Annotated in this window: 11 protein-coding genes; 3 read left to right on the forward strand and 8 right to left on the reverse strand. The window is 40.1% G+C overall.

Going from position 1 to position 13072, the window contains the following annotated elements; genetic code table 11:
* Positions 1 to 16: 16 nt before the first annotated feature.
* Positions 17 to 1396, reverse strand: coding sequence for a H2O-forming NADH oxidase (gene nox, locus QM818_RS07095; RefSeq protein WP_042900866.1), 1380 nt, complete (start codon positions 1394 to 1396; stop codon positions 17 to 19).
* A gap of 306 nt (positions 1397 to 1702) precedes the next feature.
* Between nox and QM818_RS07100 the strand changes: the two genes are divergently transcribed.
* Genes QM818_RS07100 through QM818_RS07110 form a run of 3 tightly spaced genes read left to right on the forward strand, consistent with a single transcriptional unit; the run spans position 1703 to position 4548 of the window.
* Positions 1703 to 2626, forward strand: a complete 924-nt coding sequence (locus QM818_RS07100) for an FAD:protein FMN transferase (protein ID WP_261080824.1) — start codon at positions 1703 to 1705, stop codon at positions 2624 to 2626.
* A gap of 59 nt (positions 2627 to 2685) precedes the next feature.
* Positions 2686 to 3291: an NADPH-dependent FMN reductase gene (locus QM818_RS07105; protein WP_000915939.1), complete on the forward strand. Its 606-nt coding sequence runs from the start codon at positions 2686 to 2688 to the stop codon at positions 3289 to 3291.
* An 18-nt stretch (positions 3292 to 3309) separates the two neighbouring features.
* A complete protein-coding gene (locus QM818_RS07110) occupies positions 3310 to 4548 on the forward strand; it encodes an NAD(P)H-dependent oxidoreductase (RefSeq protein WP_261228797.1) in 1239 nt (412 codons plus the stop codon).
* Between the two features lie 115 nt (positions 4549 to 4663).
* Here QM818_RS07110 and QM818_RS07115 read toward each other — a convergent pair whose 3' ends face one another.
* The 7 genes from QM818_RS07115 to metK all read right to left on the reverse strand — a co-directional run bounded on the left by QM818_RS07115 (position 4664) and on the right by metK (position 12617).
* A complete protein-coding gene (locus QM818_RS07115) occupies positions 4664 to 4921 on the reverse strand; it encodes a DUF896 family protein (RefSeq protein ID WP_000371299.1) in 258 nt (85 codons plus the stop codon).
* 42 nt (positions 4922 to 4963) lie between these two features.
* Entirely contained in the window at positions 4964 to 7000 is a 2037-nt protein-coding gene (glyS, locus tag QM818_RS07120) for a glycine--tRNA ligase subunit beta (protein WP_414300080.1), read from the reverse strand.
* Positions 7001 to 7259: 259 nt separating this feature from the next.
* Positions 7260 to 8177, reverse strand: coding sequence for a glycine--tRNA ligase subunit alpha (gene glyQ, locus QM818_RS07125; protein ID WP_000038733.1), 918 nt, complete (start codon positions 8175 to 8177; stop codon positions 7260 to 7262).
* A gap of 209 nt (positions 8178 to 8386) precedes the next feature.
* Positions 8387 to 8758: a GFA family protein gene (locus QM818_RS07130; protein WP_000912013.1), complete on the reverse strand. Its 372-nt coding sequence runs from the start codon at positions 8756 to 8758 to the stop codon at positions 8387 to 8389.
* A 268-nt stretch (positions 8759 to 9026) separates the two neighbouring features.
* Positions 9027 to 9869 carry an aldo/keto reductase gene (locus tag QM818_RS07135; RefSeq protein WP_261080827.1) on the reverse strand — a complete coding sequence of 281 codons (843 nt, stop codon included), beginning with the start codon at positions 9867 to 9869 and terminating at the stop codon, positions 9027 to 9029.
* 76 nt (positions 9870 to 9945) lie between these two features.
* Entirely contained in the window at positions 9946 to 11337 is a 1392-nt protein-coding gene (pgdA, locus tag QM818_RS07140) for a peptidoglycan-N-acetylglucosamine deacetylase PgdA (protein WP_261080828.1), read from the reverse strand.
* Between the two features lie 89 nt (positions 11338 to 11426).
* Positions 11427 to 12617 (reverse strand): methionine adenosyltransferase, encoded by a 1191-nt coding sequence (gene metK / locus QM818_RS07145; RefSeq protein WP_000003942.1) that lies wholly within the window; start codon positions 12615 to 12617, stop codon positions 11427 to 11429.
* Positions 12618 to 13072 lie beyond the last annotated feature (455 nt).

Consider the following 13072-nt stretch of genomic DNA (forward strand, 5'->3'; position numbering starts at 1 on the left):
GATAGTTCATCAAATTTTATTTTTCAGCTGTAAGTGCAGCCATTGTGATGTAGTTGTAAGGTTTGTTGAAGTGTGGCAAGAAGAATAGGTCTGTCAATGCCAATTTATCAATTGTTACATGCTCTTGGATAGCAAGTGAGAACATGTGGATTCCCATGCTGATTGAAATATCATGTGAAACCATTTGGGCACCAAGAATTTCACGGCTATCTTTGTCAAAGACAATCTTAATTGCTACTTCATGGTTGTCATGTTTCATGAATTCTGGTTTTTGAAGATCGTTAAAGCCTGTTTCAGTTGCATTGTAACCAGCAGCTTTAGCTTTTTCAAGAGTCAAACCAGTTGAAACCATGTGAAGTCCGTAAATTGAGATACCATTTGATCCTTGCACACCGATTCCTTCCAATTCATGTCCACAAGCGTTGTAGGCACCAACGATACCAGTACGAACTGCATTTGAAGCAAGGGCGATGTAGCTTGTGTCTTTGCGAGCGTTGTCATAAACAGTCGCACAGTCACCAACGGCAAATACACCAGGAAGTGAAGTTTCTTGTTTCTTGTCTACAAGGAAGGCACCGTTACGGAAGAGTTCAATCTTACCATCAGCAAGGGCTGTATTTGGACGGAAACCAACCGCAAGGATAACCATATCCACATCGAAAGTTTCTTTATCAGTAATCAAGCGTTCAACTTTACCGTCACCTTCGATTGCTTTAACAGTTTGACCAAGCGCCAAGCGGATGTTGTGGTCTTCCAGGTTCTTCGCCATCATTTGTGTGAAGTCTTTGTCATAGTAACCGTTCAAAACAGTATCAACGATATCAACAAGGACAACTTCTTTTCCAAGACGCTCAAAGGCTTCAGCAAGTTCAACACCGATGTAACCACCACCAACAACGGCGATACGGTCAAGGTGTTGGCTCTTGTCAGCAAGTTTATTGATAACTTCTTCAGCGTTTTGGTACAGTTTAACGAATTGTACGTTTTCAAGAGTTGCTTTAAATTCGCGGTTTCCTTTAACAATTTCAACACCTTCGATTGGTGGCAAGATTGGTGTAGAACCTGTAGCGAAAATCAATTTCTCGTATGATTCTTTGTGCTCTTTTCCTTCAACTTCTGCTGTAACTACTTTGTTATCATAGTCGATTGAAAGAACTGGTGAGTTCATGTAAACCTTAGCACCTTTAGCTTCTAATTTTTCTTTATCAGAATAGAACAAGCCTTCAGCACCGTCAATTTGTTCACCAATCCAAAGAGCCATTCCACATCCTAGGAAAGAGATGTTAGAGTTTTGGTCAAATACAACGATTTCGTTCTCATTTCCAAAATTATCCAACATAGTATTAATACATGCTGTACCAGCGTGGTTAGCACCGACTACAACGATCTTACTCATAAAAAATTTCCTACCTTCATTCTAAATTTACCCTACTAGTATAACATTTACTGTTAGCGTTTACAAGAGTTTGGCTGATTTTTCCTATTTTTTTGTAAAAAATTGTAAATAATCTGTATCTTAACACGGATTCTTGCAATTTTTCTTCATTTCTTGAGCATATTTCTTGACATCTTTACAAATTTTATTTGTGAAAACGCTGACTTTATGGTATGCTAGTATCATGGAAAGAAAATGTAAGGGGTTCATTTTTCATAAATTTACTATATTTCAACCTTCTTTTCATAAGAGAAAGGAGTTGGTAGCTTGCCTCTTAGTTCACATTCTGAACGCCTAATGGGAACCACTATCACTATTTCATTAGTGGATGAGCGAGCCGATAGCTTGCTCCAAAAATCCTTTGATTTACTCAGAGAGCTCGAATACCGCTTCAATGCCAATAGTCAGGAATCTGAGTTGATGGAAATCAATCATCAAGCTGGAATGGTCCCCGTCAAGGTTCATCCAGACCTATTTGAACTAATTTCACTTGGTTTAAAGCATAGCCTAGCGCCCTCTAGCCATCTCAACATCAGTATTGGTCCCTTAATCCAAACCTGGCGTATCGGTTTTTCAGATGCCAAGGTCGCCCAACCTCAAGAAATTGAATCGGTGCTACCTCTAATCAATCCTCATTATATCGAGCTAGATTCTTCTACTTCTACTGTGTTTTTAAAACAAAAAGGAATGAAGATCGATCTAGGTTGTTTAGCCAAAGGATATAGTGCAGATAAGGTTGCCCAATTTCTGAGAGCAGAGGGAGTGACTTCTGCCTTGATCAATCTGGGAGGGAATATCCTGACTATTGGAAAAAATCAGGCAAGAGGGAATCAGCCTTGGCAAATCGGGATTCAAGACCCAGCCAATCCGAGGGGAAATCACTTAATGACCATCCCTGCTGTCAATCAATCTGTCGTGACTTCAGGCATTTATGAACGTCACCTGACTGTCGATGGAAAAGATTACCATCATATTTTTGACAGCCAAACAGGATATCCTGTTGAAACGGAACTAGCAAGTCTAACAATCATCTCTGATAAATCAGTTGATGGTGAAATATGGACAACTCGTTTATTTGGAGAAAGACCTGCTTCTATCCTCTGGCAAGTCGAAAGTTTGGAGGGCATCGAAGCCATCCTAATCGATAAGGAAGGTCACCTAAGTTGTTCTTCAGGAATTCCTACTCTATAGAAATAGCTGTTTCAATGGAGTTTTAAAATCGTATTATGTAAAAAGAGAAAGGAAATCTCATGTTAAAACTTATTGCTATTGTTGGAACAAATTCAAAACGTTCTACAAACCGTCAATTGCTTCAATACATGCAAAAACACTTTGCTGACAAAGCTGAAATTGAACTTGTTGAAATCAAGGATATCCCTGTCTTTAACAAGCCAGCTGACAAGCAAGTACCTGCTGAAATCTTAGAAATTGCTGCTAAAATCGAAGAGGCAGATGGCGTTATTATCGGTACTCCTGAGTACGACCACTCTATCCCAGCTGTTTTGATGAGCGCTCTTGCTTGGTTGTCTTATGGTATTTACCCACTCTTGAACAAACCAATCATGATTACAGGTGCTTCTTACGGTACGCTTGGTTCATCACGTGCCCAATTACAACTTCGCCAAATCTTGAATGCCCCAGAAATCAAAGCAAGTGTCCTTCCAGATGAATTCTTGCTTTCACATTCTCTTCAAGCCTTCAATCCAAGTGGAGATCTAGTGGATCTTGATGTTATCAAAAAATTAGATGCCACTTTTGACGACTTCCGTATCTTTGTAAAAATTACAGAAAAATTGCGCAACGCACAAGCCCTACTTCGCAAAGATGCTGAAGACTTTGACTGGGAAAATTTGTAAGATAGGAGACCAAAAAGAATGAAATTTGTTGGACTTGTAGGATCAAACTACGATCAATCATATAACCGTAAACTCTTGGAATTCATCCGTCGTCACTTCAAACTCAAATTTGAATTAGAAGTTCTCGAAATTGATGAAGTTCCAATGTTTAACCAAGACGAAAAATGGGACGAAAGCTTCCAATTGCGTCTCTTGTATAACAGAATTACGCGTGCTGATGGTGTTATCATCGCTACTCCTGAGCACAACCACACAATCTCAGCTTCCCTAAAATCTGTTCTTGAATGGCTTTCATATGAAGTTCATCCATTTGAAAACAAACCAGTCATGATTGTGGGTGCTTCTTACTATGACCAAGGTACTTCTCGTGCCCAAGTTCACCTTCGTAAGATTCTTGACGCTCCAGGTGTCAATGCCTACACTCTTCCAGGAAATGAATTCCTTCTTGGTAAAGCTAAAGAAGCTTTTGATGTTAATGGAAATATCACGAATGAAGGAACTGTTAATTTCCTTGAAACATGCTTGGACAACTTTGTAAAATATGTGGGAGTCGTTTCAAAATTGAAAAAACCAAAACCAATTGAGCCAGAAGATTTATATTGTACAAATTCAATTGCAACTACTATCCAAGGTGTTGATCCAGATGATCCTGAATGGGTAGAAAAAGCTGCTGAACTTGTTGGAGCTGTTTCTGGAGATACTTACGTTAAATTAGACCACGGTATCTTGACAGTTAACCAACTTGACATGTTCTTGAAAGCAATGCCATTTGAATTGACATTTGCAGATGATAATAATCAATTCTTGTACTTTAATAACGCACACCAAGACCCAGATACAATGTTTGGTAAACGTGTCCGTTCTCAATCAGGAAATAGATTAGGGACAGTACACGGTACATTGCCAGATTCTAGAATGAAAAACGTTGAATGGGTTGTCGGCGTATTGCGTAACGGAGATCAAGAATATGTCCGTACAATTGTGCCAGGAACACCTGAAGGTGTTATTAATACCCATAATTACCAAGCAATGTACTATCCAGATGGCTCATATGCTGGAATTAATGAGATTATCTTTAATTTCCAACCATGGCTTGATTGGTACCTCAATACAACTGGTCAACGTCTAGTTGGTGGAAATGCTGCAGCTCCTGCTGGAGGACATGGCGGAGCAGATGCCACATCTGGAGCTTCTGATGCAGGTGATGCTGGAGGTCACGGTGGTGGCGCTGACGCTACATCTGGCGCAAGTAACTAATAATAGTTTTAGGAACCATTTTGGTTCCTTTTTAAGTGACAAAAGACTAGCAGTTTGTGTCTGCTAGTCTTTTGGTTATTATTTTATCTATCCTTGTTAAAAGAAAGAATATTTATTATGAATTTGGGTCATCGAGACTACGGCCATGTAAACCTTTTTCACGTTGTACCTGACGTAGTTTTTCTGGTGTAACATCGTTTCCTTCTTCGTCCACAATTTTGATCCCTTCGATGTGGTGACGAACAGTGCGACGATAACCTTCTATGTACTCCTCACGTAGTTTGGCCTGTTCTACTTTTTCTTCTGGGGTCAAGCCTTCTGTTTTTTTCTTTTTGGCAAGCTCGTTAATACGATCAATTTTTTTAGGATCCATGTTTCTCTCCTTTAAGATAAGATTTAATCCGTTCAACAGATTTTATTTGGTATTGATTTGGTTAAAACGTGCAAGTTTAGCTGCTTTCTTGGTTAATTGCGACAAGATTGCCAAACGATTTTGACGGACTGCTTCATTTTCAGCCATAACCATGGTATTCTCAAAGAATGCATCAATGACTGGGCTAAGAGCAAAGAGTTGTTTCAATTGCTGACTTGCAGAACCTGATAAAACAAGCGTATCTACTGCTTCAGCCAAGGTTTTTTCTTGATCATTTTCAAAGAGAGCTGAATCAACTGTGGCAACTCCTTCTGCCTTCTCAGCCAAATTAAAAGCACGAGAAAGTGATTCAACAGATGGTTTGAAGTCTTCTTCCTTGCTTGCTTCTACAAGAGCACTTGCTGCTTCCAACATATCCGCCACAACAAAGTTTGATCCTGCAAGAACGGCTTCCTTGATATCTTTTGGAGTAGAACCCATCATCTTATCAACACGAGCCTTGATAAAGTCCATAACTTCAGCTTTATTTTCATAAGTCAAGCTGTCAAAATTCAATGCATAAAGGCTATCAATCAGCTCATCCATAGCGATGTGCCAACCAAAGGCATCCAAGATACGAACCACACCTTGGGTCGCACGACGAAGAGCGTAAGGGTCATTAGACCCTGATGGAATCAAGCCTACTGAGAAGAAACTCAAAATCGTATCCAATTTGTCTGCAATGGCAAGCACTGCACCTACCTTGCTCTCGGGAAGCTCTCCTTCAGCTGATGTAGGCATGTAGTGTTCACGAATAGCAGCTGCAACTGCTGGAGTTTCACCAGAAAGAAGGGCATATTTCTCCCCCATAATACCTTGGAGCTCGTCAAATTCGCCAACCATACCTGTCAACAAGTCAAACTTGTAAATGGCTGCTGCACGAGCAAGGTCAACTGTTTCATCCACTGACAAACCAGCTTTTTCTGCCAAAAGTACAGCGATTTGACCCGTACGAATCATGTGTTCACGAAGGGAACCAATTTTCTCATGGAAAGTCACATTGTTTAATTTTTCAACAAGATCTGAAATCACCAATTTTTGGTCTTCACGCCAGAAGAATTCTCCGTCTTCCAAGCGAGCTACCAAGACTTTTTCATTTCCTTTGATGACATTTTCCAAATACTCTGCATTTCCATTACGAACAGAAATAAAGTTTGGCAAGAGTTTACCATCTTGATCACGGACAACAAAATACCGTTGGTGTTCTTTCATCGAAGTCACCAAAACTTCTTCTGGAACTTCAAGGTATTTGGCATCAAAGCTTCCCATAAAGGCAGTTGGGTATTCAACCAAGTTCAAGACTTCATTAAGCAAATCCGCATCAATTTCAATACGTACACCATGTTCAGCTTCTATTGCTTTGATTTGGTCAACAATCATTTGCTCACGTTCACGTGGATCTGCGATTACAAACTGCTTACGAAGGTCTTCTTCATAGCTCAATGCTGACTGAATCTTGGTTTCTTGTCCCAAGAAACGATGGCCACGGCTCACACGCCCTCCCTTAATATCAAGGAAATCCAAATCAAACTCTTCTTCATCTAAAAGAACAGTTAAAGTGTGAACAGGACGAATGTATTCAAAGCTATTTCCAGCCCAGTGCATGCTGACAGGGAAAGTCAATGACTTCAAGACATCTACAACACCAGGAACAATGGCTTCAACTGCTTGACCAACTTCTTCCTTAGTGACATAGACATATTCTTCACCCTTGATTTCACGGAATTCGATATCTTCAACCGTCAAGCCTTTTCCACGGACAAATCCTTGAGCTGCTTTGGTGAAGTTTCCATCACTATCCAAGGCAATTTTCTTTGCTGGCCCCTTAAAATCTTCTGTCAAATCAGACTGTTTGTCTGCAAGACCAGTTACACGAACAGCTAAACGACGTGGTGTTGAGAAGGTTTGAATGGCTTCAAAAGACAGGCGGTTTTCCTTAAGGAAGGCTGCCATTTTTTCGCCTAGTTGTTTTTCACTTGGTGTGACAACATAGGCTGGTAATTCTTCAAGACCGAGTTCTACTAATAAGTTTTTTGTCATGTTTTTTCCTTTACATTTTCTTCAATCTTTTTTGATATGCACCTTAGGTACTGGGGACGTCGCTAACTAACTTTGTGAGTCTGTATGGAAATCTAATACTAAATTGATCAAGATTTCCAACAGTCTCATCAAAGTGGATTTAGCTGACTAATTTTTGAACCTAAGGTTTCAAAAATCCCCACATAACAGTACGGCGGTGCATATCCCTCTAGCAAGTCTTCGACTTGCCTCTAACGATTTTAGAGCACAATATTACTCACTATTCTGCGTCTTCTGCTAAGAGTTTAGCTCGTGTTGCTTCATCCAAAAGTGGGTAGCCTAGGCGTTTTCGTTCTGCGACAAAGGTTTTGGCTACGACACGGGCCAAGTTACGGATACGGGCGATATAGCCTGCGCGTTCGGTTACAGATACGGCGCCACGCGCATCAAGCAGGTTAAAGGTGTGTGAACATTTGAGAACATAGTCATAGGCAGGGTGAACCAAACCTTCTTCCAAGGCACGACCAGCTTCTTTTTCAAACTTATCAAAGTTTTCAAGCAACATTTCTTGATCAGAAATTTCAAATGAATATTTTGAGTGCTCATACTCAGGCTGGATGAAGATTTCTCCGTATTTTACACCATCAGCCCACTCGATATCATAGACAGAGTCTACTTCTTGAATGTAAGAAGCCAAACGCTCCAAACCATAAGTAACTTCTGCAGTCACAGGGCCAGTTGCCAATCCACCGACTTGTTGGAAATAAGTGAACTGAGTAATTTCCATCCCATCAAGCCAAACTTCCCAACCAAGACCAGCTGAACCAGTTGATGGGTTTTCCCAGTTATCCTCAACAAAACGGATGTCGTGCTCCAAAGGATTGATTCCCAATTTTTCCAAAGACTCAAGGTAAAGTTCTTGGATGTTTGATGGAGATGGCTTCATGACCACCTGGAATTGGTGGTGTTGGTAGAGACGGTTAGGATTTTCTCCGTAACGACCGTCAGCAGGACGACGTGATGGCTCTACATAAGCTGCATTCCATGGCTCAGGTCCGATAGCACGAAGGAAAGTGTAAGGACTCATTGTCCCCGCACCTTTCTCATTATCATAAGCCTGCATAAGCATACAACCTTGGTCATTCCAAAATTGTTGCAAAGTCAAAATAATTTCTTGAAATGTTAATTTCTTAGACATTGTTTACTCCTTTTTATATAAATTACTTGCGACACGAGTCTGCCTCGTCGATCATACGAGGCAAGACGAGTTAGTACTGCGTCTAGCTCAGGCACTCTAGTGCCGAGCGTGGGGCAGTCCGACTATAAGGAGGTTTCTGCCACTGACGCAGTGGAAAGTCAATTTTTTAGACATTGTTTACTCCTTTAATTTATATTATCTTCTTAGATTTATTTTTCAAGCAACCAAGAAAAAGCTGGGTCCTGAAAAATATGACGTTTAGGAACAGTTTGTAAATTCTGATCGCTTTCATCTATTGTACCTAATTTCAAAGCACAGACTTCTGGTATATTTTCTTGAACAGTGAAAATTTGACTATGACAGTTCTGGCAGTAATAACGCTGTTTTCCTGGAGAAGAACTATAAGAAACAAGCTTTTCTTTTCCATGCAATACTAGCTTTTCACTGCTAACTTTGGCATTAACTGTATAGGCAGACGCAGTTGCTTTCCGACAAAATGAGCAATGACAAAAAACTAATTCCGATAATTCCTCATCTAGAGTGTAGGTCACTGCTTTACATAAACAAGATCCTTTAAGCATTATGCTCCTTTCTACTTAGGCATTAGACGAATTCAAAAAGAACCGAATTTCAACACCCAAGCCTTGCGACTAGGGGCGTCAGAAACGCGGTTCCACCCTAATTTATTACTTCATTGTTTTTAAAAATATTACAGAAAGCGCCAGTTCTTTATTTTGCCCTACTTGGCTCCCACTATCCCAAGTTCGCTTGAAGAACGCCATAAGACTTTCTTTCTTGCTGACTATTATATCAAAAATTAGCACAATGTACAATTCTTTTTATGATTTTCTAGAAATCCATATCATCAACTCGTGGAGCACCAGACTGAACAACAATTGTTTTTAAGGTTTCACGTTCCTTATGACTCAGTTCAATTCCAAAGCAATCAAGATTAGCCTGAATACGAGAAGCTGTGACAGATTTTGGAAGTGGTAAAAATCCTTCTGCTAAGCTCCAGGCCAAGGCTATCTGAGCAACCGATTTACCGTGATTTAACGCGATTTCTTGCACTTGCTTGCTATCAAACAGTTCTCCCTGACCAAAAGGTCCCCAAGCTTCCAATAAAATTCCTTTTTCTAGACAGTAATCTACGACTTCCTCTTGATACACACCTGGAGCCAAACGAACTTGATTGACCGCTGGAACGATAGTTGCTGTTTCAAGCAAGGCATCCAAATGATGGGGAAGGAAATTACTAACTCCAATAGCACGGATTTTGCCTTCTTGATAGAGGTCTTCCATCGCTCTCCAAACTTCTGAATTTCGGATTTTCCAGTGGTCGTTCTCTCTGAGCGGTTTTGGATTTGGCCAATGAATCAAATACAAATCCAAATATTCCAAGCCCAGCTTCTCTAAAGACTCTTCAAAAGCCTGACGAGTTTGCTCATAGTTGTGATTTGTATTCCAGAGTTTACTGGTTACAAAAATTTCCTCACGCGGAACGCCACTATCTTGAATGGCACGACCAACGCTTTCTTCATTTTTATAAATAGCTGCCGTATCGATATGGCGATAGCCTGCCTTTAAAGCCTCTAGGACAGCTTGATAGGCAATCTCTCCATTTTCAGCTTTCCAGGTTCCAAATCCCAGTACTGGAATCGTAACACCATTATTTAAAGTATAAGATTTCATTATTTTTCCTTTCTATGAGAAGAAAATCCAAAGAGCCAAATTTTCAAGGAAAACTTTTCTCTTTAGATTTTGTGTATTATTGATTGCGGTCGTAATAGAGCTGATGAGCTTTAAGACGAGAGTCTAACAAATCTGGTACGGTAACAAAGTCATAACCTTGCCCTTTCAAATAGTCAATAACCTTCGGCAGAGCATTCACTGTTTCAGCATGGATATCATGCATGAGAATAATAGAACCATTCTTGACTTCACGCTGAATTTCTGTCAAAATAGATGCTTCATTTTTACTCTTCCAGTCTAGACTATCTACATCCCACATAATAAAGCTCAAATCTAAGCTATTGCGAATGTCGTCTGTAATGGCTCCATAAGGCGGACGCATGAGTTTAGAACTAGAACCCAACACTTTAGTTAGCGCATCCTCAGTATCAGTAATTTGTTTTTTAGCTTCATCAAGGGAAAGTTTTGAAAGCACTGGATGACTCCAACTATGGTTTCCAATGACATGTCCATCCGATTTCATGCGTTTCAAAATCTCTTCATTACCAGAAACATTCTTACCTAAAACAAAGAAAGTTGCCTTGATACCATACTTGGAAAGAGTATCTAATGCTTGATTTGTCGTCGTAGGATTTGGTCCATCATCAAAAGTCAAGGCCACTACTTTACGATTTTTCTTTTCATAATAAGCCTTATATAGCTCTGCATCCTTATCTAATAAATAAGAGGACTGAATAACTTCAAAGAAACTAGGTACTGGCAAGGCAATCTCGTCTAGATTTTCAACTGACTGACTTGGATAAAGGATAATCTGACTATCCTTGTAATCAAAGTTCCATGCAGACAAGTCTTGGTCAGAGAAACCTTTAACAACTTGATCAATCTTTTCTTGCTCCAATTTCTTATCCTGTAAAAAAGAAGTCAGTTCTTTTATCAGTTTCTCTTTGGCCTTACTAGCATCTGAAAATAATTGATCAAGTGTAAACGATTTGCCATCTTCTGTCAAATGGACTTTTGCCAGACTAGTTTTTTCAGTCTCTTCAACTTTTGATGAAGTTAAATCATAGACTTGTTTCATCACACTTCGGTTGACAATCCCTTTTAAAGTCGAATCCTGTTTCTCCGTATAATAAAAAACCAGATTTTCCTTATCCTCTAGATTGTCTTTAATATCCTGTGTCATAATTCCCTTTATAGGCGAAATCACTTGCTCCCCTTGTAGAGGATAATAGGCAATCACTTCGGCTTGACCCTTACGAAAATGATCTTTCTGATTTCCCTCACTCAATTGATCATCTTTCTCTTTTTTGAGCGATTCAATCTTTTGTTCAAAACTTTGTTTTGTGTATATTTTGTATCCAATTATTGAACCAAGGACACAAATACTTACTGAGAAGATAGCTACTAGGGCTATTAGACTCATTCTTATCTTATCGTGATTCTCACGCTTTGCTCTACTTTTATCCATAAGACCATCATATCAAATTCAAGCTATAATTTCAATGATTTTGGAGGAAATAGTATATTAAAAAAGAGGGGCAACCCCCTCTTAAAATCTTATTTGACTGCTTCTTTCAAAGCGTCTACCTTGTCCAAACGTTCCCATGGAAGATCAATATCTGTACGTCCCATGTGTCCATAAGCCGCTGTTTGACGGTAAATTGGGCGCTTGAGGTCCAACATTTGGATAATTCCTGCAGGACGAAGGTCAAAGATTTGACGAGCCGCTTTTTCAAGTTTGCTTTCAGCTACTGTTCCTGTACCAAAGGTATCGATACGAACAGAAACAGGTTGCGCAACACCGATAGCATAGGCCAATTGCACTTCTGCCTTCTTAGCAAGACCCGCTGCAACGATATTCTTTGCAATATATCGAGCCGCATATGACGCAGAACGGTCCACCTTAGTCGCATCCTTACCAGAGAATGCACCACCACCATGACGAGAGTAGCCGCCATAAGTATCTACGATAATCTTACGACCAGTCAAACCTGAGTCCCCTTGAGGTCCACCGATGACAAAACGACCAGTAGGATTGATGAAGAATTTTGTTTGCTCATCCAAGTAAGAAGCTGGAATAACCTCTTTGATAACCTTGTTAATGACATCATTGTGAATTTGTTCGTTGCTGACTTCTGGGTCGTGCTGAGTTGAAATCACGACTGTGTCCACACGTACTGGACGATCATTTTCATCATATTCAACTGTAACTTGTGATTTAGCATCTGGGCGAAGATAGCTAATTTCACCAGACTTACGAAGTTCTGCCAGACGACGAACCAATTTATGGCTGAGTGAAATTGGCAATGGCATGAGCTCTTCTGTTTCATCCACTGCAAATCCAAACATGAGCCCTTGGTCTCCAGCACCAATCAAGTCCAGTGGATCCTGGTCTGCATTTCCACGAACCTCCAAGGCTTCGTTAACGCCTTGAGCAATGTCAGGAGATTGTTCCACCAAAGATGGGTGTACTCCCACTGTCTCAGCAGAAAAACCGTATTCTGTATTGGTATAGCCAATCTCTGCAATGGTATCACGAACCACACGGTTAATATCCACATAAGCATTTGTAGAAATTTCACCAAAAACGTGGACAGATCCAGTATATACAGCTGTCTCAGCAGCAACGTGCGCCTCTGGATCCTTTGCTAAAATAGCATCCAAAATCGCATCTGAAATTTGGTCTGCAATCTTATCCGGATGCCCCTCAGATACAGATTCAGACGTGAATAATTTACGTTCTGACATAAAAATGTCCCCCCTTAAAAATAGTGTTATAGAGTTACAAAGTACTGATAGGTATTTTCATTTTCTAAGAGTTGCGACGCGTAAGAAATAAAAACGATAATTTTTTATTTCTGAAGCTAGTAAGGCGCATAGGGTGACTGCATTATAGCGGCAACCGTAGAATGACGAACGACTTTGGAGCCGTCATTCTTTGCGAGTTGCGACTCGAAAGAAAAAATAGAAATTTCTACCATCTTATCGGGACTATATAACTTTACCATTATACCATTTTTAAACTCAATTTGCAGTCTATAATGTAGTGTTTCTGTATAGATAGTTCGTTCTCATAAATCATGACCACCCGTCTAACGGGTGGTTTGAACCAGGGCTATAAGCCCAAATTACCAGCCAGCGCCTAAAGACGCTGGCTTTCACTTTGTTCAAGCCTTATTGCTCTTGACTCGTCACTTGCCTCT

The sequence above is a fragment of the Streptococcus mitis genome, assembly GCF_047464035.1.
In the GTDB taxonomy this organism is placed as follows: Bacteria; Bacillota; Bacilli; order Lactobacillales; family Streptococcaceae; genus Streptococcus; species Streptococcus mitis_DX.

What these genes read in the sequence shown, in the direction of transcription:
- nox (WP_042900866.1), bottom strand. Translation starts at nt 1,396, where the DNA reads ATGAGTAAGATCGTTGTAGTCGGTGCTAACCACGCTGGTACAGCATGT.
- QM818_RS07105 (WP_000915939.1), top strand. Translation starts at nt 2,686, where the DNA reads ATGTTAAAACTTATTGCTATTGTTGGAACAAATTCAAAACGTTCTACA.
- QM818_RS07110 (WP_261228797.1), top strand. Translation starts at nt 3,310, where the DNA reads ATGAAATTTGTTGGACTTGTAGGATCAAACTACGATCAATCATATAAC.
- QM818_RS07115 (WP_000371299.1), bottom strand. Translation starts at nt 4,921, where the DNA reads ATGGATCCTAAAAAAATTGATCGTATTAACGAGCTTGCCAAAAAGAAA.
- glyS (WP_414300080.1), bottom strand. Translation starts at nt 7,000, where the DNA reads ATGACAAAAAACTTATTAGTAGAACTCGGTCTTGAAGAATTACCAGCC.
- glyQ (WP_000038733.1), bottom strand. Translation starts at nt 8,177, where the DNA reads ATGTCTAAGAAATTAACATTTCAAGAAATTATTTTGACTTTGCAACAA.
- QM818_RS07130 (WP_000912013.1), bottom strand. Translation starts at nt 8,758, where the DNA reads ATGCTTAAAGGATCTTGTTTATGTAAAGCAGTGACCTACACTCTAGAT.
- QM818_RS07135 (WP_261080827.1), bottom strand. Translation starts at nt 9,869, where the DNA reads ATGAAATCTTATACTTTAAATAATGGTGTTACGATTCCAGTACTGGGA.
- pgdA (WP_261080828.1), bottom strand. Translation starts at nt 11,337, where the DNA reads ATGGATAAAAGTAGAGCAAAGCGTGAGAATCACGATAAGATAAGAATG.
- metK (WP_000003942.1), bottom strand. Translation starts at nt 12,617, where the DNA reads ATGTCAGAACGTAAATTATTCACGTCTGAATCTGTATCTGAGGGGCAT.